Genomic DNA, 23202 nt, shown 5'->3' with positions numbered 1-23202 from the left:
CGGACCCCCGGCGCGGGGACGGGCCCGTACGGGTGATCCCGCACCCGTACGGGTCACCAACGCTCGCCCGCCCGGCGCACTACCGATTCGCTGGCGGTGACGGCCCCCTCCCGCGGATTCGGGACGGGACGGTACGGACGCCCGATCCGGACGCCCGGCACGAACGGCCCCGAGGCCCGGTGGTGGAGGAGGCGCTCATGGCTGACGGGACCCCGGGCCCCGCCGACCCCCACGACGACGAACTCCACCGCCTCCGCGAGCGCGTCGCGGCGCTGGAGCGGACCCGCCCGCCCGCCGGGCACCACCGCGTCCGCGCCTTCTTCTCCGCCCTGCTGATCGTGATCGGCTGTCTGCTCGCCCCGCTGAGCGTCGTCGCCGCCTGGGCGTCCCAGGAGGTCGGTGACACGGACCGCTATGTCTCCACAATCGCCCCCATCGCCGCGAACGCCGACGTCCAGGACGCGGTGGCGAACCGGGTGACCGACGCCGTGATGGCCCATATCGACCTCAACACCCTGCTGGAGGGCGTCGCCCCGGCGGAACGGCCGAGGGTGGCGGCCGCCCTCGGCAAGCTGGGCGGCGCGCTGGAGGGAGCGGTCCGCAGCTTCGTCCACGACAAGACGCGGCAGATCGTCGCCTCCGACCGCTTCCAGACCTTCTGGGTGAACGCGAACCGGAAGATCCACAACGCTGTGGACAAAGCCCTGACCGGCAGCGGCGGCGGCGCGATCCAGCTCACCGACAATGCCGTCCAGATCGACCTGGCACCCGTGATCGAGCAGGTCAAGGCCGATCTGGTGGCCGACGGGCTGACCGTCGCCGGAAAGATCCCCGAGATCCACACCCAGTTCACGGTCGTCAAATCCGATGACATCGGAAAGCTGAAGACCGGCTTCCGGCTGCTTCAGCTGGCCGGGTTCTGGCTGCCGGTCCTGGCCCTGGTCCTGGTCGCGGCGGGAGTGCTGCTCGCCGTCCACCGCCGCCGGACCCTGGTCGCCGCGGTGCTCGGAGTCGCCTTCGCGACCCTGGTCCTCGGCCTCGGACTGACCGTCTTCCGCGCGGTCTATCTGGACGCGCTCCCGGCCTCGGCCTCCCGTCCCGCCGCGGGCGCGGTCTACGACGCCATGGTCCGGCTGATGCGGACCACCATCCGGATGGTCGTCGCCCTGGGCATCGTGATCGCTCTCGGCGCCTGGCTGACCGGCCGGGGGCGGCGGGCCGCCCTGGTCCGCGGATTCTGGCACTCCGGTATCCGCGCGGTACGGTCCTCCGCCGACCACGCCGGGCTGCGCACCGGCCCGGTCGGCCCCTGGCTGCGCCGCTACCGCCGCTGGATCCTCTGGGTCCTGGTCGCCCTGGCACTGCTGAGCTATCTGCTGTGGAGTTATCCCACGGCATGGGTCGTGGTCGGCATCGTGCTCTGTCTGCTGCTCGCCCTGGCGATCGTGGACTTCCTCGCCGACCCGCCGGAGGACCCCGAGGGCTCTGAAGGCTCCGAGGACCCCCGGCGGCCCCGGGTGGCCGGAAAAGGCCGGTCCGCCGACGGGACCGGCTGACCCGCCGGACCGTCCTCCCGCCCGGGTCGTCATTCCGGACATCACCCGAACGGGTGCATCCGAATAGCGGTACGCGAGGTCCGGTCCGACGCTCGAATCCGGAACCCTGTGCGCGTCGGGCGTACGGGATGACGAAGGAGAGTCCCATGACCCAGGCATCACAGCCGACCGGGGCCCCGCCGCCGCACAGGTCCCGGACCGGCCGCGGAGCGGGCTCCGGTTCACCGGGCAACAGCGCATGGGCGGTCGGCGGGGTCGTCTTCGCCGGGGTCCTGATGCTGTGCAACGGCGTCCTGGCGATCCTCCAGGGCATCGCGGCCATCAACAAGGACGTGGTCTACGGCGCGGTCGGGGACTACGTCTACCGGATCAACCTCAGCGGCTGGGGCTGGATCCATCTGATTCTCGGCATCCTGCTGGTGATCACCGGCTACGGGGTGCTCAAGAACATGGAGTGGGCGCGCTGGCTGGGTATCTTCCTGGCCTCGATCAGCCTGATCGCGCAGTTCCTCTTCCTGCCCTATCTGCCGGTCTGGGCACTGATCATGATCGCGATCGATGTGTTCATCATCTGGGCCCTGGCGGTGTACCGCTCCACGGACGAGGAGCCGCTGCTCTGAGCCGTACGGCGCTTCCGCCGAAGGACCGACATTCCGTCCGGTGTTACGGGGGCGGCCGACCGCACACCCTGGTCGGCCGCCCCTCACGGTTGCCCGTCACCCGTCACCCGTCGCCCGTCAGCCGCCCGGCCCACCGGGGTACGGGCATCACCAGGACGCGGGGCTCGGCCAGCGTGTAGTGCGCCGAGTTGGCGATCCACATCCGGGCGCCGTCCCGGGCCAGCGCCGACGGGTTCCGCAGCCCGTCGTCCTCGTCCAGTACGGGTACGACCGCTCGCCCCGCTGACGCGCCCCCGCCGCCCCCGTCACGGTCCCCGCCGCCGCCCCCGTCTCTGCCGCGGATCAGGAGCAACCGGCTGTCGGTCACTCCGGTGACGAGCAGGGTGTCACCGTCCCCCGTGAACTCCAGATCGTCGATCTCGCCCAGCCCCTCGGCCACCGTCCCGGGCCGCCCGGCAGCGGGAGCTTCCGCTGACCCGGTCACCGGGAACCGGAGGACCGTCCCCCGGTCGTGGTTGGTCACCCAGACCGCGCCCCGGTGCACCCTGATCCCATTGGCTCCGGCGAACCCCGCCGGATCCGGGGCCAGCAGCGGATCCGAACTCCAGACCACCGCCCGCCCCCCGCCCCGCGGCACCCGCAGGATCACCCCGGCGACGGAATCGGTCACATACAGCTGCCCGGCCCGGGAGTCCAGCGCGATCCCGTTCGGCAGCCCGTCGGCGGGCAGGACGGCGATCCGGCGCATACCGCCGCCGTCCGGCGACAACCGCCACACCCCGGTGAGTTCCGCGGTACCGGTGCCGTAGGTGACATAGAGCGTTCCGTCGCCGGCCCGGACGATCCCGCCGAGGAACGGCTCCCCCACGGCCGGAGTCTCGGCCGACGGCGGGGGAGCGGGCAGGGTCGCCAGAACCCGTACCTTCCCGGCCGGGGAGATCCGGGCGATCTGGCGGGTATGGGCGAAGGTGACCACCGTCGACCCGTCCGGTTCGACGGCGATGCCCTCCGGCTGCTGCCCCGCGTCGATATCCAGCCCCGCCAGCACCCGCACCCGGGCCGCCACCTCCGCGAGCCCCGATCGCCCCATCACACCCGGATCAGCCGCCTCTTGATCCCCCGTTGCCTTCCCGTCACCCCCGGTATCGCCCCCGGGCCCGGCCGCCGACCCCGCACCCGACCCCGGCTCCGCTCCAGCGGCGGCCGAGGCGGAGAGCCGGGCAGGCGGCTCCGCGGTGGTGACCGTCCTGCCCGCCTCGCCACCCGTCGGGCCGTCCACGCCTCCGGCCCGGGAGACATACAAGGTGATCAGTACGGTGCACGAGACGGCGACGAACCTGCGCGAGAACTGGGGCACGGGGTTCTCCTGTACGGGAGCGCCCACCCGGCACCCCTCCGGGAGAGGGATACACCGGCGGTCAGAGCGTCACCCTACGGTCTCCGGTGTCACCAACCCCGTCTCATACGCCAGGATCACCGCCTGAGCCCGGTCCCGGAGCCCCGTCTTGGCGAAGATCCGGTTGATATGGGTCTTCACCGTATGGTCGGAGATCGACAGGGCGGTGGATATCTCGGCATTGGAGAGCCCCCGGGCGATCAGGACCAGTACATCGATCTCCCGTGGTGTCAGATCCACCGCGGGCTTCCCCGCGAGCACCGGCCGGTGCAGCCGGGCGAACTCGGCGATCAGCCGCTTGGTCACCGCGGGCGCGAGCAGCGCCTCACCCGCCGCGATCACCCTTACCGCGTGCAGCAGTTCGGGAAAGGTGGCGTCCTTGAGGAGGAATCCGCTGGCCCCTGCCGCCAGCGACTCGTAGATGTATTCGTCGAGTCCGAAAGTGGTGAACATCAGGACCCGGGTGGCGCTGTCGGCCTCCGAGACGATCCGCCGGGCCGCGTCCACCCCGTTCATCACCGGCATTCTGATATCGAGCAGCGCGATATCGGGCCGCCGCTCCAGCACGATCCGGACCGCCTCCGCCCCGTCCGCCGCCTCACCGACCACCTCGATGTCGTCCTGGGTCGAGAGGAGGTTGACGAACCCGGCCCGGACCATGGCCTGGTCGTCCGCCACCACGGCCCGGATCACCATCCCCGCCCCTTTCCACCACGCCGCCCGGCACTGCCGCCGGCTGTCGCGTCCCCGCTCATGACACCCACCGCTACCGCCGGCGAACCGTTCTCCTCCGGTGCGGCCGGCCGGCCCTTCCCGCCGCCCCACTCGCCGCGGCCTTCGACGGCGACGGGCAGTTCGGCGGCGACCAGGAAGCCTCCGTCCGGCCCGCGCCCCGTGGCCAGCCGTCCACCCGCCAGCGTCACCCGCTCCGTCATCCCGATGAGCCCATGCCCCCGCACGGGCGCCGTCGCTCCCACCTCGGGCCCCGGCCCGTCGTCCAGGACCCGGACCGCCAGCCGGTTCACCCCGTACTCCAGCCCGATCTCGGCGGTGGCCCGCGGTGCGTGCCGACGGACATTCGTCAGGGCCTCCTGCACGATCCGATAGGCGGTCAGCTCGATCGACCCCGGCAGCCGCCGCCGGTGCCCCGAGACGGTCAGCCGGGCGCTGCCCCCGCCGTCACGGTGGCGGGCCAGCAGCTCGTCCAGCCGGTCGAGGGTCGGCTGCGGAGCCTCGGCGGCCGTCCGCCGCCCCGTGACCTCGTCGGAGCGCAGCACATTGAGCAGTTGTCTCAGCTCGTTCAGTGCCTCCCGGGACGATCCGGCTATCTGCTGGAAGCCGTCACGGCCCTCGGGCGAGAGCCCCGGTGTCGTATAGGTCGCGCTTTCGGCCTGGACCGCGATCACCGACACCGAGTGCGAGACGATGTCGTGCAGCTCGCGCGCGATGGCCCGGCGCTCCGCCTCCGCCGCCTTGTGCCGCTCCAGACGTATCAGTTCGGCCTGCGCCGCCGCCCGCTCCCGCCGGGCCCCCTCGCGACTGCGGACCGCGTCCCCGGCGCTCACCGCCGCCACGATCGCCAGTCCGATCAGAAACGACTCGGCGAAGTATCCGAGCGATCCCCGGGAGCCGAGCGCCAAGGGGTCGGAGTACGGCCCGTCGAAGACGTCGGTCGTCACATGGAGCAGATCGACCACGGCCATCAGCCCGACACCGGAGGCGGCCAGCGCCACCGGATGGTGCACCCGATGGCGGGCGAGGGTGTAGAAGCCGATCAGCCCGCCTATGCAGACGGAGAGGAACAGGGCGGGCCGGAACAGGAAGTTCAACGGCGAGGCAAGGACGGCGAGATACCCCGCCAACGCCGGGCAGGCCCGACGCCACATCAGAGGCAGGGTCGCCGCGAGCGCCGTCGCCACGGCGGCTACGGCGATCACCACGGCCACCGTGGTCCCGGCGTCCAGCCGCAGCACCTCCGCGATCGCCCCGGCCGCCAGCAGCCCCCCGCTGATCCAGGGATATACGGGTGTCCGCACCCATTCCGCTATCCGCCGCGCGAGCCCGGCCCGGCCGATCGCGTCGGTGCCGGGCAGCCGGGACGGCGAAGCCGTACGCACCCCGTGCTCCTCGGGAGAGAGCAGCAGGAACCGCGGCAGCCGCCGAGCAGGCCGGTCACGGAGTCGGTCTTCCTGTCCTTTCATACCCGCAATTCTGCGGGCCACGAGGGTGGAGACGCGTCGGAGCACGGGTTGATTTCCGACCTCCACTCACCCCTCGGTTCGAGCCCGAACACCGGCCCCCGGTGTGACGAATCCACCGGCCCCGCATTCCTAACCTGCTGGTCAAGCGGTCGGTGCACCCGTACCCGGCCCGCATCACCCATGCACACCACCCACGTCACGACACCCACCAGCAGGGAGGCAGGCCGTGCCGCTGCCGCCGCACATGTCGAAGTCCGGTACCGGTATCGGTATCGGTACGGGTACCGATACCCGAATCCGCGCCCGGTCCGGAGGCCTTCGTCCGGTGCGCGGTGCCGCCGCCGATTCCACCGCGCCCCGGGCCGAGGCCCGCCGCACCGGCACCGCCATCCGCGTGTCCCCTTACGCCCTTCTCACGGCCGTGCCGCCGAGTCGGGCCGTCTGGCTGCTGTTCGCCGGGTTCGCGGGCGGATTCGCCCTGGTCACGGATGTCGCGACGCACCGATTCTGGGGCGGGACCGCCGCCGTCGGCTATCTGATCGCCGCGGTCGCCCCCGGGCGCCTCGCGCCGGTTCGGGCCGCCGCGCCGGCCGCCGCGCTTGCCGCGGCCCTCCCGCTCGCCGTCCTCGTCGTCGCGGGCACGGCCCAACTGGAGGTCGGGGTCGTCGAGGAGGCGGCGGCCCGGTTGCTGGAATCCGGCAGCCCGTACCACCCGGACCCCGCCAGGACCGCCGACTTCAACCCGTACCTCCCGGCGATGGCCCTGTTCGGCCTGCCGAGCGCGCTGACCGGCGGCGGACCGCTCACGGACCCGCGGCTCTGGTTCGCTCTGACCTTCGTCATCACCCTGACCAGCGCCTTTCGTCGCGTCGCCCCCGACAACCCCTCCCCGAACACCCGACCCCCCGGAGGCAGCCTTCACCCCGCCCTTCTCCTCGCCTGCCCGCCGGTCGCGATGTCCCTGGCCGTCAGTGGTATCGATCTCCCCCTCATCGGACTGATGTGCCTGGGCACGGTTCTCGCCGTGCGCGGGCGCCCCGGCGCGGCGGGCCTCGTGCTCGGCCTGGCGTCCGCCATGAAATGGACGGCCTGGCCCGGCCTCGCGGTCGCCTGTGCCGCGCTCGCGGCGACCCACGGCCGCCGGACGGCGCTCCGCTGCGGTCTCGCCGCCATCACGACGGTCACCGCCCTCGTGGTACCCGTACTGATCGGCGATCCGGCGGCCTTCTTCCGGCATGCCGTCGCCTTCCCCCTCGGCCTCGCCGACACCCCGTCACCGGCCGCGAGCCCGCTCCCCGGCAGGCTGATCGCCGACTATCTGCCCGGCGGTTCCGGCCGGGTGGTGGCACTGGCACTGCTGTGCGCGGCTGCGCTGCTGATGGCGGTCTCCCTGGTGGCCCGTCCACCCACGACCGTACGAGCCGCCGCGAACCGTACGGCCCTGGGTCTGCTCCTGGCCCTCGGTCTGGCCCCCGCGAGCCGCTACGGCTATCTCCTCTACCCCCTCGTCCTCGCCTTCCTCGCCCTCGCGGCACATCGTCCGGCCCCACCCGCGAAACCCGCCACCGGCCCCCCATCAGTCACACCAGCCGCATCACCGACACCTCACCCCCCCCTCCGCCCCCGACACCACCCCCGCCCCCGACCGAACGGTGAGCCGACACCCATGCCCAGGACCCTGATCATCACCAATGACTTCCCGCCCCGCCAGGGCGGCATCGAGACCTTCGTCCATGCCATGGCCGTCCGCTTTCCACCCGCTGACGTAGCCGTCTACACCTCCGCGGAGCCCGGTGCCCGCGCTCATGACGCCCGCCTCCCCTTCCCCGTCGTACGGGACACCGCCCGCACCCTCCTCCCCACCCGCCGTACCACCGCCCGCGCCGCCGCCCTCATCCGCGAACTGGACTGCGACACCGTCTGGTTCGGTGCAGCCGCGCCACTCGGACTGATGGCCGCCGCGCTCCGCCGCCGTACCCCCGTCCGCCGGATCGTGGCGACCACCCACGGCCACGAGGTGTGGTGGGCGCGCGCCCCCGGCGCACGCCGCGCCCTGCGCCGGATCGGCGCGACCGTCGACACCCTGACCTGTCTCGGCGACTACACCCGGCGGGCAATCGCCCCGGCACTGGACCCCGCCGCCTCGGCCCGGATACGACGGCTGGCACCCGGTGTCGAACCGTCGGAATTCACCCCGCGCGGCCCGGTCCCGACCCCGGAGGCGGTCGCGCTCCGGGCCGCTTACGGCATCGCTCCCGACGCGCCCGTGGTGCTGTGCGCGGCCCGCCTGGTGCCACGCAAGGGCCAGGACACCCTGGTCCGCGCCCTGCCGCTGATCCACCGTACGGTTCCCGGAGCCACCCTCCTGCTGGTCGGCGCGGGCCCCGGTGAACCCCGGCTCCGGCGCCTGGTCGCAGCCCTCGGCCTCGACGACCGGGTGGTCTTCGCGGGCGGGCGACGGCATTCGGAGATGCCCGCCTTCTACGCCGCGTCCGATGTGTTCGCCATGCCCTGCCGCACCCGTCGGGCCGGTCTGGAGGTTGAGGGCCTCGGCATCGTCTTCCTCGAAGCCGCGGCCTGCGCCCTGCCCACCGTGGTCGGCCGGTCGGGAGGCGCCCCGGACACGGTCGCGGACGGGAGGACCGGCTATGTGGTCGATCCCCGTTCCGTCGCCGCGGTCGCCGACCGGCTGACCCGGCTGCTGACCGACCGCGAACTGGCCGGTGCGATGGGCCGCGAGGGCCGTAAGCGGATCGAATCCGCCTGGACCTGGCACCACACCCACACCCGCCTCACCGCCCTCCTCGATCCCGCCGCGTCCGCGGCACCCCGGTGACCACGTACGACAACGACCGTGGCTCAGGGGCCCGGACTACCAACCCCGTACCCCTGAGCCACCTCATTCACCGATCCACCACCCCGAGGCAGCACCCGGCCTTATGCCATCCGCCGTACGACCGTCCTCGTCCTACGGCACCAGCTCTACGGCACCCGCCTTACGGCATCGGCCCTACGGAACTCGCCTTACGACGTCCCATCCGCCGCCCGGGGTGCCTTACTTCCCGAGGAAGGCGTTGTGGATCACGACCGTCGACTTGTTGCCCTGCTTGTCGACGACGACGGCCTTGAGCGAGACCGCCTTGCCCGCGTCCGGCGCCCGTACCGTGATCTTCCCGGCCTCGACCGGAACCTCATGCCACTTCTTGCTGTCGTACGACACCCTGACCTTCAGCGACTTGAGCCCGGTTCCCGCCGCCGCGCCCTGCACCTCGACGGGGAACGTCTGCCTGCTCCCCGCCGGAACGGTGGAGTCCAGCGCCGTTCGCGGCTGGAACCGGACCATGGAGACCGGAAGCGCCGTCGGGGCGGCGGTACGGGCCGAGGTGAAGGTCCACGAGGCGTCGATCCGGGTCCCGGCCCGGTTGACGACCGGATCCCGGTGGACCGTGGTCGCCACCGTGTACCGGGCGGACTCCGGCGCCAGGGTGAACGCCTTCGCGTCGAACGCCACGTCCTCCTGCGCGTACGGCGCCCCGTCGCGGTGGATGGTGGTCCTCGCCCCGGCGTACCGGATCCCACCACTGTGACCGGCGCCGTCGCTCACCAGGTCCAGCGTGCCCCGGATGGTGTCGCCGTCACGGACGATCCCGGTATCCGCGGTCAGCGAGGGCCCCGCCACACCGGTATTGAACTCCTCGGTGTACGTCCTCCCCGCCGTGTAAGGCCGTTCCGGCGCGTAGTACTGCGTATCGAAGTACTGGTCGCCCGCCGCGTCCGGGGCGCTGAGCGTTCCCCCTTCGAGGGCCCAGACGGCCCCGCTGTCCGTGGACAGATGGACATTCCGGGTCTCCGGGGCGGGCCGCTTGTGGAAGGGCCCCATCACACCGGCGCCGTGCGGCAGCGCACCGGATACCGCGAGGACGCCGTCGACACCGGGCGCGGAGGCACCGATACCCGCCTTCACCAGGGCCAGGTCCCCGATCCCGTACGACTTGGCGAAACCGGTGGCCAACTCGGTGACCGTCCCGCCGGTGAGGACGTGGTACTCGTCGCCGCCCCGCTCCCAGCGCGCCGCCCAGGTCTGGTTGAGGGAGCCCTGGGGGAGCCGGGGCCCCTGGTACGCCGTACGGACGTTCTCCAGGCTGCTGAAGTCGATCACCCGGCCCACTCCGGCCGGATCGAACGAGTACGACATCCCGGCCCTGGTCTGGCGGGCAGCCGGATCCGGCACCGTGATCGTCACCGGACGGGTGGTCCGGGCGTCCAGCCGCACCGTCGCGGGACCCGTGACGGAGAGCTGCGGATCGTCGATCAGATCCATTCCGCTCCCCGGATTCGCGGGGTCTACCAGCCGGTCGGCGCTGAGAGCGTAGGTGCCGCGCGGCACCCGTACCGTCACCGGCCCCGAAGAAAGATCCGGTATCACGCGCCGGCCCTCGGCCACGCCCGCATAACCCGACAGGTGCGCCTGCCAGCCGTTGGCGGGCGCGCCGTCCCGTCCCAGGGTCTCGAAGGTGACGTCGTACGACTCGACCTCGCGGTCCACCGTGGCGGCGGTCCGGACGGTCTGACCGCCGCCGGTCGCCACGACCGTGGTCGAGTACGAGTCATGGACCGTACCGCCGATACGGGTATCGGCCGTCAGCTCCACCGCGGCGGTACCGCCCGCCGGGACCGTGACCCGCTGCGCCCCCAGGGTGAAGAACCCGGCCGGGGCGGGCTGTCCGTCGGAGCCGATGGGCGAGGCCAGCGACAGGTCCAGGGTCAGATCGGCGGTACCGGTATTGCGGTACGTGACCCGCTTGGTGACCGGTGTGTCGTCGTGATGGGGCCACTGCTGGACGCCCAGATGGACCGACGCGGGCTCGGCGACCACCGTCTGGTCGATCGCCTTGTCGACCTGGATCCGGCCCGTACCCTGCTGGAACACCGTATGGGCGCCGCCCTTGGCCGACGCCATCAGCGCCGCCTTCAGCCGCTCACCCGTCCAGCCCGGGTTCTTCTGCTTGAGGATCGCCGCGGCACCGGCGGCGTGCGGGGCCGCCATCGACGTACCGTCCTGGGTCAGATAACCGGCCGGGTTCTGACCGCCGACACCCGTCGCCGCCGCGGCCGTTATGGCCACCCCGGGCGCGGAGACATCCGGCTTGACGGCGCTGTCCCAATTGCGGGGACCGGGCGACGAGAAGTCCGCGAGTACGTCGTTGTCGTCGACGGCGCCGACGGTCAGGGCGGCGTCGGCGCTGCCCGGCGAACCGACCCTGCCCCCGCGCAGCCCCTCATTGCCAGCGGAGATCGCGAACAGCACCCCCTTCTCCGCCGAGACCTTGTTGACCTGGGCCTCCAGCGGATCGATCCCGGGGAAGTCGAAGCCCCCGAGGCTCATATTGACGATGTCGGCGCCCTGGGCCACGGCCCAGTCGATTCCGGCGAGTACGGCGGAATCGTGGCCACCGCCCCGGTCGTCCAGCACCTTGGCGTTGATCAGCCGCGCCCCGGGCGCCACCCCCTTGAACCGGCTGTCCTTCACCCCGGCCCCGGCCGCGATGGAGGCCACATGCGTACCGTGCCCGACCCGGTCCCGCGCGTCCGGAGAGGCGCTGAAGTTCCGCTCCGCCACGACCCGGCCCGCCAGATCCGGATGGGTGGAGTCGATACCGGTATCCAGAACGGCGATCTTCACCCCGGTACCGTCGTACGACCGGTTCCAGGCCGCGGGCGCGCCGATCTGCCCCGTACTGCGGTCGAGCGTCGCCTTCCGCAAGCCGTCCAGCCAGATCCGCGAGATCCCGGAGGTCATGGCGGCGGCCCCGCCCCGCCCCGGCCGGGTCAGGGCGTCCCACAGCTGACCCGTACCGCCATCGGCACTGGTCAGGGCATCGGCGTTCAGTACCGGCAGACTCCGCCGCACGGTCGTCCCCTCGGCCCCGCGCACCCCGGCCCGAGCCGTCGCGGCGGCGGCGCCCCGGTACTCGACGATCACCTTCAGCCCGCCCCGGTACGCGGCCCGGTTCTCCGGCTTGGCCAACTCGGTGACGTCGAAGAGCCGACGGTCCAGCGTCCCGTCGGCGATCAGCCTGCGGGCGTCCCGCGGCACCACATAGGTCCGCCCGTCGTCCACCTCGGTGAAGAACGGGATATCCGCCCGCCCCTCGGCCCGCTCGATCCCCCCGACCCGGCCCCGGGCATCCACCCGAACCCGGTCACCGGTGATCAGGGTGACGGTATGCCCGCCCCCGCCTTTCCCCGCGGCCTTCCCGCCGACAGCCGGAGGCGCAACACCCCGCCCCTCGCTCTCCGCCGCCACCGCGCCCGGGCCGTTCAGCCCCGCCGCCAGCGCCACGGCGCATGCCACCGCCGCATATGAATTCCTTGCTGATTTGCGCAAGTCTCCCCCTGCACAGGAGTAATTCGACCGGACCTGTCCCGGCCTGCCCCGGGCCGCCGGGAAACCTGCACGGCCACGGAAGCCCGCAGTATGCGCATGCAACTTCGCGCCACTCAACGGAGGAAGGGAAACCGGAGTGCGAACGCAGCCCCGGCGAATCCGCAGGCCATCGCGGTGTCAGCCGGCAGACAGAAGGAAGCGAGCACACAGCGCACATTTTGCCGCGAACGACAACGCGTTCCCCGCCGAGCCACCCGCCGAATCCGTTCGAGAATCAAGGCTCCGAACAGCTGGCGCTCGATCTCGTCGATAACGGACCGGTAGGGCGCTACGGCGTCATCCGGCTTCGCCGGAGGGACAGGCGATGGACCCCTGCTTCAGGCGGTGATGCCCTTCAGTTGAACCACGGAGGGCTCGTGGTCCGAGGTCAGGTCGAACTCGGAGAACTCCCAGGACGTGATTTTCGCACTCTCGGGGACCCGATAGACGAAGAGCATCTTGCTTCTGAAGCCGGGTTGCAGCTGTTCGTTGCACTCGGGGTTGCCTGCTACCTCGTACAGGTCGTCAATGGTGTCGTAACGGCGATCTTCCTTGTCCAGCAATTTATTGATGATGGGCAGGCTGCAAGTGAGATCCATACTGGCCTTGGTGTCGTTGAACACCACTGTTTCCAGGACCACGTACTTGGCTCCGCTGCCTGCCTTCTTCGTGGCGCCCGCCATGACGATCGAGTCGGTTTCCCTGACCTTCTTGACCGTGACGACCGCGCCACCGCTGCGGGCTTCTTCTCCGAGCTTGAATCCCGCTGACGGGCTCGGGCTGGAGGGTTCGGGCTCGACGGGTTCAGGGTTGACCGGTTCGGGGTTGATACGGGGGCGGTCGTCCTGCCAGATCGAAGGCGATGGATCGGCGGCTGTACCGGCGGAGGAGCTCTTGTCGTCCGCGATGGTGTAGCCGAGTGCTGCGGAGGTCACCAGAAGGGCACCGCTGAGACAGAATGTGGCAATCTTCCAAGGGTTTCTGACGGCCCGGGGGGCGGTGGGCGGCTGCTCGGGAATCGGGGGGATCTGATCGCTCACAGAAGTCCTCTCACGGGAGGGTAGGTCGGCCGAGAGTCACGCAGCGCTTCGCTGTCGGCCCCGTCACTCTCGCCTCAGCGACCGGTGCCGAGCCCCCCTAGGGCATCCGAGTGGTCAGCCCGTCTGAAGCTCCGTAATGACCTGCCGTGCCCTGTACCGGGCGGGTTCGATCCGGGGGTCGTGCTGGTGAGCGCCCGGCCCGAGGATCTTCGAGGCCGCGAAGAGCGTCATCAACTTGCCGTCCCGGCTTCCGAAGTCGTGCCGCCGCTCGCTCCGTACGCGTTCGGCGAGCGCTGGGACGGCGAGGGATGCGGCCCACAGGGTGGCGGCGTCAAGGCCCCGGGGGGCGTTGCCCCAGTCCTCCCAGTCGAAGAGGGAGAAGCCGGGCGCGCTCATGTTGGCCCAGTTCAGGTCGGCGTGGGCCGGTATCCACCGCTCGACGGTCGTGTCGATCTCCTCGGGGAACACGCCGCGGATCGACTCGGTGACCAGCCCCTGCGTGATCGTGACGGTGTCCGGGGTCGCCACTCGCCGGGTCGTGTTTCGCGTGAGCGCGTCCAGGGAGGCCCCGAAGGCCCGCCACCACTCCCCGGGCAGCGCAGGCTCCGCGCTCAGCACGGCGGTCCCGACCGGCGCCCCGGGAAGGAGTCCGGTCTCGTCGGCCCGCCACATCACCGGCTCGTCCGCGTCACGCCAGACCACACACCCCTGCCACGCCGGCTGTACCACCCCTTCCAGCCGGGCGGCGCTCTCCGTACCGTTCCACCCCTGGTCGGTGATCTTGTCGAGCGGGCGCCGCTCCAGCCGTACCCAGGTATCGCGCCCGGTCCTGGCGCCGACAGACCGGCGTTTGCGCACCACCGTGTTCGGATCCAAGCGCGTCTGAAGGGAACGTTCGACGCGATCAAGCAACTCGTCGACCGGCTCAACTCGCAAGTCAACAGTGCGAACAGTGGAGACCGAGTGCGTCATGCGGGGACCGTAACAGCGGGCTCCGGTGCTACGAGGGCATCCGAGCCAAGAGGGACGAGTGGCTATTGGTGTGGTCCGGGCATGCCTCTCCCGCGCCATATCGTGAAGGAGGCTGTCTGGGGCGACCTGCGCACCGCGCGCTACTGGAGCCTGCGTCATCCCGAAGGCATCCGGACGGATACCGCTGGGTACGGGTCTTGACCCCGGCACCCTCGACACTTGTTACCCGGCTCAGCCCGAACCAGGTCATCACGTCTCTTGGCGCGCGGAAGCTCCGCGACCTGAGTGCATCGGCAGCAACCGGCAGCAGCGCTGGACACTCGGGAACCGACAGTCACGCAGATACACACACAGCAACGCCAGAGGGCCCTTACCGATTAGGTAAGGGCCCTCTGACCTGCTACTTAGCTGTCGGGGTGGCGGGATTTGAACCCACGACCTCTTCGTCCCGAACGAAGCGCGCTGCCAAGCTGCGCCACACCCCGATGCCGCCACTGTCGCGGCGACATCGATTACTTTAGCCCACCCGCGGCCCTGGACGAAATCCGGTTTCGGGGGGTGGCTAGGGCCGCTCGACGAGGGTGAGGAGGGTGGCCTCGGGGGGGCAGGCGAAGCGGACCGGGGTGTAGCGGCTGGTGCCGCAGCCCGCCGAGACGTGGAGGTAGGAGGTGTGGGCGCCCGAGGTATGGGTGGAGAGGCCCTTGACGCGGTCCGTGTCGAGGTCGCAGTTGGTGACCAGGGCGCCGTAGAAGGGGATGCAGAGCTGGCCGCCGTGGGTGTGGCCCGCGAAGATCAGGGGGTAGCCGTCGGCGGTGAAGGCGTCGAGGGCGCGCAGATACGGGGCGTGGACCACGGCCAGGGAGAGATCGGCGTCCTGTTCGGGGCCGCCGGTGACCTTCTCGTAGCGGTCGCGCTTGATGTGGGGGTCGTCGAGGCCGGTGAAGGCGATCTCGCCGGCGTCCAGCTTCAGCCGGCCGCGGGTGTTGCTGAGGTCCACCCAGCCCGCCGTGTCGAAGGCGTCACGCAGCTCCTCCCACGGGTTGTGGACCACGCCGACCGCGGGCGCGTTCCCGTTCAGACCGTGGCGGCCCTGGGTCTTCTCCAGCAGATAGCGGGCCGGGTTGCGGAGCGTGGGGCCGTAGTAGTCGTTCGAGCCGAAGACGTAGACGCCGGGGAACTCCATCAGCGGGCCGAGCGCGTCCAGGACCTCCGGTACGCCCTCCGGGTCCGAGAGGTTGTCGCCCGTGTTGACCACGAAGTCGGGGCGCAGCCCGGCCAGGGACTGGAGCCAGGCGCGCTTCTTCCGCTGGCCGCTGACCATGTGGATGTCCGAGACCTGGAGGACGCGCAGGGGGCGCATGCCCTTGGGGAGTACGGGGACGGTCAGTCTCCGGAGGCGGAAGGAGCGGGCCTCGAAGGCCGCGGCGTAGAGAATTCCGGCGGCGCCTGCCGCCGTGACGGCCAGGGGGACTCCGTAGCGTGCGCGCATGGTTCCATCGTCGCAGACCCGCTCAGGTCGGCCGACGGCGGAGTGATCAAGAAGGCTTTCGGGGGATTCGCGCGGTGCCGGAGCCGGTGCGGAGCGTGACCCGGGGGCGAAATGGGTGGGCGGGCGCCGACCGGTACCTGTCACACTCTCCGTATGACCACGCTCAAGGCCAAGCTCCATGACGACCTCACCGCCGCCATCCGGGCGCGTGACGAGCTGCGCTCGGCGACGCTCCGGCTCACCCTCTCCGCCGTCGCCAAGGAGGAGGTCGCGGGCAAGACCGCCCGTGAGCTCTCCGATGACGAGGTGCAGAAGGTGATCGCCCGCGAGGCGAAGAAGCGCCGCGAGGCCGCCGACGCCTTCAGCAAGGGCGGCCGGGCCGAGCAGGCCGAGCGGGAGCTGGCCGAGGGCGAGCTTCTGGACGCCTATCTGCCCCAGCAGCTCGGGGACGACGAGCTGCGCGCCATCGTCGCCGAGGCCGTCGCCGAGGCGAAGGCCGCCGGGGCCGAGGGGCCGCGGGCGATGGGGGCCGTGATGAAGATCGTGAACCCGAAGGTCGCCGGACGGGCCGAGGGCGGCCGGGTGGCCGCCGCGGTGAAGCAGCTCCTCGCCGGATGAGATCCGTCGTCGGTTGTGACGACTGGCGACTGATGTGTGATGCGGTGACGGCGCCGGGTGGCGTGGACGGGCGATAGCCCGGACAGGCATATATACGAAGTGGGGCCCGGGCGATATCCGTCGCCCGGGCCCCACCTCGTTCCGCTGTCGCTACCGGCCGCCGCCCGTCGCGCCGCGGTTCTGGCCTCCACCGATCACGCCCGGGGCGATCGAGACGCCGGGGATCGGGCCGCCGCCCGCATCGCCCTCTCCATCGCCTTCGCCGCTGCCGTTCGAGCTGCCGTTGGTGTCACCGTCGGCGCCGCCGTTCGCGTCCCAGCCGCCGCCGTTGCCCCAGTTACCGTCCTGGTCGCCGTTGTTGCCGTCGGAGGGGCCGTCGCCGTCTCCGTCGCCCTCTCCCGGGCGGTCGCCGGGCTCTTCCTTCTTGATGTCCGGGATGGGGACCCGGTTGAAGGTGGGGGCTTCCTCGCCTTCGAGGGCGCCGGTCATCGCCATCCGCCAGATGGAGCCGGGTACCTCACCGCCGAAGACCTTGGGCTTGTAGCGGCCGCCGATGGTGATGTTGAACATCTTGACCTGCTGGGTGGGGCTGCCGACCCAGACGGCTCCGGCGAGGTTGGGGGTGTAGCCGACGAACCAGGCGTTGCGGCGGCCGTCGGTCGTACCGGTTTTGCCCGCGTTGTCCCGGCCCGAGAGCCCCGCCTTCGAACCCGTGCCCGAGTCGGAGACCACCCCGCTGAGCAGGGAGCTGATCGTGTCCGCGGTCTTCACGCCCATCGCCCGGCGGCAGGTGCTCTCCGGGACGTCCAGTTTCCGGCCGTCGGCCGTCCGGATCGACTCTATGGCGACCGGGGTGCAGTACGTACCGCGATTGGCGAAGCCCGCGTACGCCGACGCCATGGTCAGCGGGGACATGCCCTCGGAGCCGAGCGTCATACCGGACGGGGTGAAGGCGAGGTTCTTGCCGTTGCCGACGATCAGGCCCAGCTTGTCCGTCATCTCCTTCACCGGGCAGAGCCCGATGTCCCCGACCATCTGGACGAAGTAGGTGTTGACCGACTTCTCCATCGCCTCCTTGAGGCTGTACGGGCCGACCTCCGACTCCATCTCGTTCTCGACGGTGGCGTTCTCGTTGTTGACCCACGGCTTGCCGTCGCAGGTCTGGATCGGGCTCGGATACGGCATCTCGTACGGAGAGGGGTACGACTGCGCCAGCGACGTCCCCTGCTCTATGGCCGCCGCCGCCACGAACGGCTTGAAGGTCGACCCGACCGGGAAGCCGTAGTTCGACCCCTCCATCCGCTTGTCGACGGAGTAGTTGATCTGGGTCTCGTTCTTGCCGAAGCCGTACGGCTTGGACTGGCCCATCGCCAGCACCTTGCCGGTCCCCGGCTCGACCATGGTCACCGCGGTGGCGACCTTGTCCCCCTGGTAGACGTACTCCTTGATCGAGTCCTGGGCGGACTCCTGCGCCTTGGGGTCGAGCGTCGTCCGGACGGTGAGCCCGCCGCGGTTCCACAGCTTGGCCCGGTCCTCGCGGGACTTGCCGAAGACCGGGTCGCCGAGGAAGACGTTCCGTACGTAGTCGCAGAAGAAGCCCGCGCCCCGGACGGCGGTGATGCAGCCGTTCTTCGGGGTGCTCACCTCGAGCGCCACCGGGGCCGACTTCGCCCGGTCGGCGTCGGCCTGGGTGATGTCCCGGACGTCCGCCATCCGCTGGAGGACGATGTTCCGGCGCTTCTTCGCCTCTTCCGTGTCATTGACCGGGTCGTACCGGCTGGGGGACTGGACGAGCCCGGCGAGCAGCGCCGACTCCTTCAGGTCGAGATCCTTCGCGGACTTGGAGAAGTAGCGCTTGGCCGCGGCCTCGACGCCGTACGCCTGCTGCCCGAAGAACGTGATGTTGAGGTAGTTCTCCAGGATCTTCTTCTTGCCCAGTTCCTCCTCGACCTGGATCGCGTACTTCAGCTCCTGGATCTTGCGGCCGAGGGTCTGCTGGGTGGCCTGGGCGACCTTGTCGGGGTCGTCGCCCGCCTCCTCCACGAAGACGTTCTTGACGTACTGCTGGGTGAGGGTCGACGCGCCCTCGGCGACCCCGCCGGACTGCGCGTTGCGGTTGAGGGCGCGCAGTACGCCCTTGAGGTCGATCGCCCCGTGCTCGTAGAACCGCGAGTCCTCGATGGCGATGATCGCCTTCTGCATATAGGGGGAGATATCCGTCAGCGGGACCACGGTACGGTCGCGTGAGTAGACCGTGGCGATCGTGCCGCCCTCGGTGTCGAGGATCGTGGTCCGCTGGCTCAGCGGAGGGGTCTTCAGATTCGCCGGGATCTCGTCGAATCCCTGGACCGTGCCTTTTGCGGCCAGCCCCAGTGCTCCCGCGGCCGGCAGGGCGATCCCCGCCAGCACGGCTCCGGCGAGCACGCTGACCCCGAGGAACTTGGCGGCTTGCTGGGTCCCTGACAGACCGCCGCCGGAGCGCGTCTTTGGCATGAAGTCAGCCTACGTTCTCATTCGCCGGACACGGGTGCGGACATTGGCCTAAGCTGCTCCCAACTGTCACAGCAGTGCGGTTTTGCATCAAGGCAATCACGGATCATTCCCGGAATTCACCGGAAGTCCGCATCTCCCTTCCTGGCGTGTCCCGTAGTCATCGGGGCCCGGTGAAGGGGAAAGTGGAGTCCACCGTTCCATGTTCGGCGGCTCGGCCTGATGCCGGAAATCGCCGCCTATCTGCCTTCTGTGCCGTGGATCGACGTAGATGATCTGATGATTGTGCCCCGGTTTGACGGGTTGGGTGGCTATGTTCCTGAGTCACTCCCCTGGGTGACCTGTCGGATACGCATAGTCCGTTCGGGCCATTCGAGATTGGGCCCGCAGGGGGTGTTGCGTCGCGCCCGCCTTCCGTAACGTCCTCAACTGGTAGCGGTGAATATGCCGCTACCGCCGTGGGGGAGCCTCGATTCGGGAGAGGACGGCAGCCGGGATGGGCTGGGTAACCGACTGGAGTGCGCAGGCAGCCTGCCGCACTACCGATCCGGATGAACTGTTCGTACAAGGGGCAGCGCAGAACAGGGCCAAGGCGGTGTGTACCGGATGTCCGGTGCGGACCGAATGTCTGGCCGATGCCCTCGATAATCGCGTGGAGTTCGGCGTGTGGGGAGGAATGACCGAAAGGGAGCGGCGCGCACTGTTGCGCAGGCGTCCCACGGTCACCTCCTGGCGCAGACTCCTGGAGACGGCGCGTACGGAGTACGAGCGCGGTACCGGCATGCTGCCGGTCGGGCTCGACGACGACGAGACCTATGCCGCGTTCGCGGCGGTGGGCTAGGCCGTAGCCACGTCGGCGAGGCACCGGAGCCGGTTCCGATCGGACCGACTCCTATGGTGCGTGGGCCGGGCGTGACGTTCTGGTACGTCGGCCGGTACGGCGGCACGCGACAGTACGGCGTATGAACCGTCGCATCCGCGTATTCGCGCGGGTGGCGGCGAGTCATGGCGCCGAGAGGTTGAGGTGGCGCGTCCGCATGCGCCGAAATCAGCCATCCGATAATGCCTTTAGTGCCCTACCTGCCTATTTCCGATCTTTACCGATCGTTCCGTACTGGCGGTGCTGACGGCGCTGATGATGTTTCGTCGCCGCCCGCGCCACCGGTCGCCAACTGCTCGCCGATGGCCCGCAGGCCCGACAGATCGTGTACGTCACCGGGCAGTGCGGCCACCTGTGCCACCGCCACCTCGGGATGGAGGGCGGTGAACCGGTCCCGCATGCGCTGCTCACGCGCAAGCACCTGCATCCGTTCGGCATGCAGGCGCAGCAGACCAGCCGTCAGTACTTCCGTGGTGTGTTCGTGGTGGGCCTCAAGAGGGGTGGAGTGCTCGGGGGAGTGGTCCACGGGCGGGGGTTCGGGAGAGGCGCCCGTGGCCTCACGAACACCAGTCTTCCCTGCCGCATGATCCACAATGCGGGCCGCGGCAAGATTTTCTGAGGATTCCACCAGAGTCTCTTCCGACTCATCGGACTCGGCCCACTCACCTGCCTCATCGACCGCTTCGGGCTCCTCGGGCTCCAGCGCCTCGGCCGCCGCGAGGGCGCGCTGGGCCGACAGCCGGTCGGCGCCGCTGCCGTGTACCCGGTTGAGGACCAGCCCGGCCAGCGGCATCCGCTCCGCCGCCAGCCGTTCCACGAAGTACGCGGCCTCCCGCAGCGCGTCCCGCTCCGGCGCCGCCACCACCAGGAACGCCGTCCCCGGGGCCTGCAACAGCCGATAGGTGGCATCGGCCCGGGTCCTGAAGCCCCCGAACATGGTGTCCATCGCGGTGACGAAGGTCTGTACGTCCCGCAGCAGCTGACCCCCCAGCAGCTTGCCGAGGGTGCCCGTCATCATCGACATCCCGACGTTGAGGAACTTCATCCCCGCCCGGCCGCCGACCTTCGCCGGGGTCACCAGCAGCTTGATCAGCTTGCCGTCCAGAAACGACCCCAGCCGCTTCGGCGCGTCCAGGAAGTCCAGGGCGCTGCGCGACGGCGGGGTGTCGACGACGATCAGATCCCACTCGTCCCTGGCCCGGAGCTGCCCCAGCTTCTCCATCGCCATGTACTCCTGGGTGCCCGCGAAGCCGGCCGACAGGGACTGGTAGAAGGGGTTCTCCAGGATGGCGCGGGCCCGTTCGGCGTCCGCGTGGGCCTCGACGATCTCGTCGAAGGTCCGCTTCATGTCGAGCATCATGGCGTGCAGTTCGCCCGCCGTGCCGGTGCCGCCGTCCGGCGCTATCCCTTTCACCCGGCGCGGGGTGTTGTCGAGGGAGTCGATGCCCAGGGACTGGGCGAGCCGCTTGGCCGGGTCGATGGTGAGGACCACCACCCGGCGGCCCCGTTCGGCGGCCCGGACGCCGAGCGCCGCCGCGGTCGTCGTCTTGCCGACCCCGCCCGCGCCGCAGCAGACGATGATCCGGGTCGCCGGGTCGTCGATCAGCGGGTCGACATGGAGCGGGGTGGCCGCTGATTCCAGGGTCATGAGCCGGTCCCTTGCCCGGCGCTCGGCCGGTCGTCGTATCCGTCGCGTCCGTCGTGCCCGCCGTTCTGGGCGCGCAACTCCTTCGACAGCCGGTAGAGCCCGGCGAGATCGACGCCCTCGCTCAGCAGCGGCAGCTCGTACGAGGGCAGCCCCAGCCGCTCCAGGGCGGCCCGCTGCTCCCGTTCCAGGGCGACCCGGCGGGCGTGGTCGGACGCCTGCTCCAGCAGCGGGCCGACCAGGGTGCGCGCCCCGCCGATCCCGGCGGCCGTGAGCGCCGCGGCGATCTCCTTGCGGCGGCCGTGGGCCGCGCTCCGTACCGCCGTCTCGTCCAGGAGCTGCGGCCGGACCATATTGACGATCACCCGGCCCACCCGGAGGTCGGCGGCCCGCAGTTCGGCCACTCCGTCCGCGGTCTCCTGGACCGGCATCTCCTCCAGCAGCGTCACCAGGTGCACCGCGGTCTCCGGTGACTTCAGGACCCGCATCACGGCCTGGGCCTGGTTGTATATCGGGCCGAACTTGGCCAGCCCGGCCACCTCGTCGTTGACGTTGAGGAAGCGGGTGATCCGGCCGGTGGGCGGGGCGTCCATGACCACGTAGTCGTAGACGTACGCGCCCTGTTTGGTCCGCCGCCGGACGGCCTCGCACGCCTTGCCGGTGAGCAGGACGTCCCGGACGCCGGGGGCGATCGTGGTGGCGAAGTCGATCGCGCCGATCTTCTTCAGGGCCCGTCCGGCGCTGCCGAGCTTGTAGAACATCTGGAGGTAGTCGAGCAGGGCGCGCTCGGCGTCGATCGCCAGGGCGTGGACCTCGCCGCCGCCGGAGGAGACGGCGATCTTCCGTTCCTCGTAGGGCAGCGCCTCCGTCTCGAAGAGCTGGGCGATGCCTTGCCTTCCCTCGACCTCCACGAGGAGTGTCCGCTTGCCCTCGGTCGCGAGGGCGAGCGCGAGGGCGGCGGCGACCGTGGTCTTACCGGTACCGCCTTTGCCGCTGACGACCTGGAGCCTGCTCACGCATTCGAGCCTAACCAGTCGGGGGGCGCCCTACGCACGAGGCGGTGTGCGGGCTGCGTCACGTGCCCCATGGACAGGTGTGCGGGTCGGTGTTCGAAGGCGGGTGCGGCCGGGGCCGCCGGGTTCGAAGGCGGGCGGGATCCTGGGCGCCGGCCCGGGCGGCTACAGTCGGGCCCATGACCAAGAAGTGGGAATACTCCACCGTGCCCCTCCTCGTGCACGCGACCAAGCAGATCCTCGACACCTGGGGCGAAGACGGGTGGGAGCTCGTCCAGGTCGTGCCCGGCCCGAACCCGGAGCAGCTGGTGGCCTACCTGAAGCGGGAGAAGTCGGCGTGACCACGGCCGGTGCCGGGGTGGTCGAGGCCCGGCTCGCCGAGCTGGGGCTGACCCTGCCGGAGGTCGTACCGCCGATCGCCGCGTACCAGCCCGCCGTCGTCTCGGGCGGTTACGTCTACACCGCGGGCCAGCTCCCGATGGTGGAGGGCAAGCTGCCGATCACCGGCAAGGTGGGGGCCGAGGTCACCGCCGAGGAGGCCAAGGAGCTGGCGCGGACCTGCGCGCTCAACGGTCTGGCCGCCGTGAAGTCGGTCGTCGGCGATCTGGACCGGATCGCCCGGGTGGTGAAGGTCGTCGGCTTCGTCGCGTCGGCGAGCGACTTCACCGGCCAGCCCGCCGTGATCAACGGCGCGAGCGAGCTGCTGGGCGAGGTCCTCGGCGAGAAGGGCGTCCACGCCCGGAGCGCGGTCGGCGTCGCGGTGCTGCCGCTCGACGCGCCGGTCGAGGTCGAGTTCCAGATCGAGCTGGTACGGGAGTAACCGGCGAGCGGGACGGGAGCCGTACGGGACAGCAG

At 70.6% G+C, this 23202-nt stretch carries 17 protein-coding genes, 1 tRNA gene and 1 pseudogene; 8 read left to right on the top strand and 11 right to left on the bottom strand.

What is annotated here, in order from left to right:
* The first annotated feature begins 197 nt into the window (after window positions 1-197).
* Together ABZ714_RS25710 and ABZ714_RS25705 are read left to right on the top strand one after the other, a co-directional pair.
* Window positions 198-1556, top strand: coding sequence for a hypothetical protein (locus tag ABZ714_RS25710; RefSeq protein ID WP_358827686.1), 1359 nt, complete (start codon window positions 198-200; stop codon window positions 1554-1556).
* 146 nt (window positions 1557-1702) lie between these two features.
* Window positions 1703-2176, top strand: coding sequence for a hypothetical protein (locus ABZ714_RS25705; RefSeq protein ID WP_358827685.1), 474 nt, complete (start codon window positions 1703-1705; stop codon window positions 2174-2176).
* Between the two features lie 103 nt (window positions 2177-2279).
* Here ABZ714_RS25705 and ABZ714_RS25700 read toward each other — a convergent pair whose 3' ends face one another.
* The 3 genes from ABZ714_RS25700 to ABZ714_RS25690 all read right to left on the bottom strand — a co-directional run bounded on the left by ABZ714_RS25700 (window position 2280) and on the right by ABZ714_RS25690 (window position 5773).
* On the bottom strand, window positions 2280-3533 hold the full coding sequence (locus tag ABZ714_RS25700; protein WP_358827684.1) for a hypothetical protein: 1254 nt from the start codon (window positions 3531-3533) through the stop codon (window positions 2280-2282).
* Window positions 3534-3602: 69 nt separating this feature from the next.
* Window positions 3603-4268 carry a response regulator transcription factor gene (locus ABZ714_RS25695; RefSeq protein ID WP_358827683.1) on the bottom strand — a complete coding sequence of 222 codons (666 nt, stop codon included), beginning with the start codon at window positions 4266-4268 and terminating at the stop codon, window positions 3603-3605.
* Window positions 4262-5773, bottom strand: coding sequence for a histidine kinase (locus ABZ714_RS25690; protein WP_358827682.1), 1512 nt, complete (start codon window positions 5771-5773; stop codon window positions 4262-4264). The genes ABZ714_RS25695 and ABZ714_RS25690 overlap by 7 nt, the downstream gene beginning before the upstream one ends.
* A 244-nt stretch (window positions 5774-6017) precedes the next feature.
* Here ABZ714_RS25690 and ABZ714_RS25685 point away from each other — a divergent pair.
* Window positions 6018-7211, top strand: a pseudogene (locus ABZ714_RS25685) (glycosyltransferase 87 family protein); the annotation flags it as partial.
* A 228-nt stretch (window positions 7212-7439) separates the two neighbouring features.
* Window positions 7440-8609, top strand: a complete 1170-nt coding sequence (locus ABZ714_RS25680) for a glycosyltransferase family 4 protein (protein ID WP_358827710.1) — start codon at window positions 7440-7442, stop codon at window positions 8607-8609.
* Window positions 8610-8828: 219 nt separating this feature from the next.
* Here the strand turns inward: ABZ714_RS25680 and ABZ714_RS25675 are convergent, their stop codons facing one another.
* The 5 genes from ABZ714_RS25675 to ABZ714_RS25655 all read right to left on the bottom strand — a co-directional run bounded on the left by ABZ714_RS25675 (window position 8829) and on the right by ABZ714_RS25655 (window position 15701).
* On the bottom strand, window positions 8829-12161 hold the full coding sequence (locus tag ABZ714_RS25675) for a S8 family serine peptidase (protein WP_358827681.1): 3333 nt from the start codon (window positions 12159-12161) through the stop codon (window positions 8829-8831).
* A 377-nt stretch (window positions 12162-12538) separates the two neighbouring features.
* On the bottom strand, window positions 12539-13240 hold the full coding sequence (locus ABZ714_RS25670; protein ID WP_358827680.1) for a hypothetical protein: 702 nt from the start codon (window positions 13238-13240) through the stop codon (window positions 12539-12541).
* Between the two features lie 114 nt (window positions 13241-13354).
* The gene (locus tag ABZ714_RS25665; RefSeq protein WP_358827679.1) at window positions 13355-14212 is read right to left on the bottom strand and encodes a hypothetical protein; all 858 of its coding nucleotides are present in this window, start codon (window positions 14210-14212) and stop codon (window positions 13355-13357) included.
* 411 nt (window positions 14213-14623) lie between these two features.
* Window positions 14624-14697, bottom strand: a tRNA-Pro gene (locus ABZ714_RS25660).
* A 77-nt stretch (window positions 14698-14774) separates the two neighbouring features.
* On the bottom strand, window positions 14775-15701 hold the full coding sequence (locus ABZ714_RS25655) for a metallophosphoesterase (protein WP_358827678.1): 927 nt from the start codon (window positions 15699-15701) through the stop codon (window positions 14775-14777).
* Between the two features lie 153 nt (window positions 15702-15854).
* Here ABZ714_RS25655 and ABZ714_RS25650 point away from each other — a divergent pair, with 153 nt between their 5' ends.
* On the top strand, window positions 15855-16319 hold the full coding sequence (locus ABZ714_RS25650; protein ID WP_358827677.1) for a GatB/YqeY domain-containing protein: 465 nt from the start codon (window positions 15855-15857) through the stop codon (window positions 16317-16319).
* Window positions 16320-16469: 150 nt separating this feature from the next.
* Here the strand turns inward: ABZ714_RS25650 and ABZ714_RS25645 are convergent, their stop codons facing one another.
* Window positions 16470-18812, bottom strand: a complete 2343-nt coding sequence (locus ABZ714_RS25645; RefSeq protein ID WP_358827676.1) for a transglycosylase domain-containing protein — start codon at window positions 18810-18812, stop codon at window positions 16470-16472.
* 493 nt (window positions 18813-19305) lie between these two features.
* Here ABZ714_RS25645 and ABZ714_RS25640 point away from each other — a divergent pair, with 493 nt between their 5' ends.
* On the top strand, window positions 19306-19650 hold the full coding sequence (locus tag ABZ714_RS25640; protein ID WP_358827675.1) for a WhiB family transcriptional regulator: 345 nt from the start codon (window positions 19306-19308) through the stop codon (window positions 19648-19650).
* A 256-nt stretch (window positions 19651-19906) separates the two neighbouring features.
* On the opposite strand, the gene ABZ714_RS25635 is transcribed toward ABZ714_RS25640, so the two are convergent.
* Together ABZ714_RS25635 and ABZ714_RS25630 are read right to left on the bottom strand one after the other, a co-directional pair.
* On the bottom strand, window positions 19907-21337 hold the full coding sequence (locus tag ABZ714_RS25635) for an ArsA family ATPase (protein WP_358827674.1): 1431 nt from the start codon (window positions 21335-21337) through the stop codon (window positions 19907-19909).
* Window positions 21334-22350, bottom strand: a complete 1017-nt coding sequence (locus ABZ714_RS25630) for an ArsA-related P-loop ATPase (RefSeq protein ID WP_358827673.1) — start codon at window positions 22348-22350, stop codon at window positions 21334-21336. Before ABZ714_RS25630 ends, ABZ714_RS25635 begins: the two co-directional genes overlap by 4 nt.
* Window positions 22351-22526: 176 nt before the next feature.
* Here ABZ714_RS25630 and ABZ714_RS25625 point away from each other — a divergent pair, with 176 nt between their 5' ends.
* Window positions 22527-22688: a DUF4177 domain-containing protein gene (locus ABZ714_RS25625; RefSeq protein WP_358827672.1), complete on the top strand. Its 162-nt coding sequence runs from the start codon at window positions 22527-22529 to the stop codon at window positions 22686-22688.
* Window positions 22685-23167 carry a RidA family protein gene (locus ABZ714_RS25620; RefSeq protein WP_358827671.1) on the top strand — a complete coding sequence of 161 codons (483 nt, stop codon included), beginning with the start codon at window positions 22685-22687 and terminating at the stop codon, window positions 23165-23167. The genes ABZ714_RS25625 and ABZ714_RS25620 overlap by 4 nt, the downstream gene beginning before the upstream one ends.
* Window positions 23168-23202 lie beyond the last annotated feature (35 nt).

Origin of the sequence: Streptomyces sp. NPDC006798, from assembly GCF_040635975.1 — a bacterium.
In the GTDB taxonomy this organism is placed as follows: Bacteria; Actinomycetota; Actinomycetes; order Streptomycetales; family Streptomycetaceae; genus Streptomyces.
The sequence above is the reverse complement of the archived record's forward strand: the minus strand, read 5'-3'. Positions and strand labels throughout refer to the sequence as shown.

What these genes read in the sequence shown, in the direction of transcription:
- ABZ714_RS25710 (WP_358827686.1), top strand. Translation starts at nt 198, where the DNA reads ATGGCTGACGGGACCCCGGGCCCCGCCGACCCCCACGACGACGAACTC.
- ABZ714_RS25705 (WP_358827685.1), top strand. Translation starts at nt 1,703, where the DNA reads ATGACCCAGGCATCACAGCCGACCGGGGCCCCGCCGCCGCACAGGTCC.
- ABZ714_RS25695 (WP_358827683.1), bottom strand. Translation starts at nt 4,268, where the DNA reads ATGGTGATCCGGGCCGTGGTGGCGGACGACCAGGCCATGGTCCGGGCC.
- ABZ714_RS25690 (WP_358827682.1), bottom strand. Translation starts at nt 5,773, where the DNA reads ATGAAAGGACAGGAAGACCGACTCCGTGACCGGCCTGCTCGGCGGCTG.
- ABZ714_RS25680 (WP_358827710.1), top strand. Translation starts at nt 7,440, where the DNA reads ATGCCCAGGACCCTGATCATCACCAATGACTTCCCGCCCCGCCAGGGC.
- ABZ714_RS25665 (WP_358827679.1), bottom strand. Translation starts at nt 14,212, where the DNA reads ATGACGCACTCGGTCTCCACTGTTCGCACTGTTGACTTGCGAGTTGAG.
- ABZ714_RS25655 (WP_358827678.1), bottom strand. Translation starts at nt 15,701, where the DNA reads ATGCGCGCACGCTACGGAGTCCCCCTGGCCGTCACGGCGGCAGGCGCC.
- ABZ714_RS25650 (WP_358827677.1), top strand. Translation starts at nt 15,855, where the DNA reads ATGACCACGCTCAAGGCCAAGCTCCATGACGACCTCACCGCCGCCATC.
- ABZ714_RS25645 (WP_358827676.1), bottom strand. Translation starts at nt 18,812, where the DNA reads ATGCCAAAGACGCGCTCCGGCGGCGGTCTGTCAGGGACCCAGCAAGCC.
- ABZ714_RS25640 (WP_358827675.1), top strand. Translation starts at nt 19,306, where the DNA reads ATGGGCTGGGTAACCGACTGGAGTGCGCAGGCAGCCTGCCGCACTACC.
- ABZ714_RS25635 (WP_358827674.1), bottom strand. Translation starts at nt 21,337, where the DNA reads ATGACCCTGGAATCAGCGGCCACCCCGCTCCATGTCGACCCGCTGATC.
- ABZ714_RS25625 (WP_358827672.1), top strand. Translation starts at nt 22,527, where the DNA reads ATGACCAAGAAGTGGGAATACTCCACCGTGCCCCTCCTCGTGCACGCG.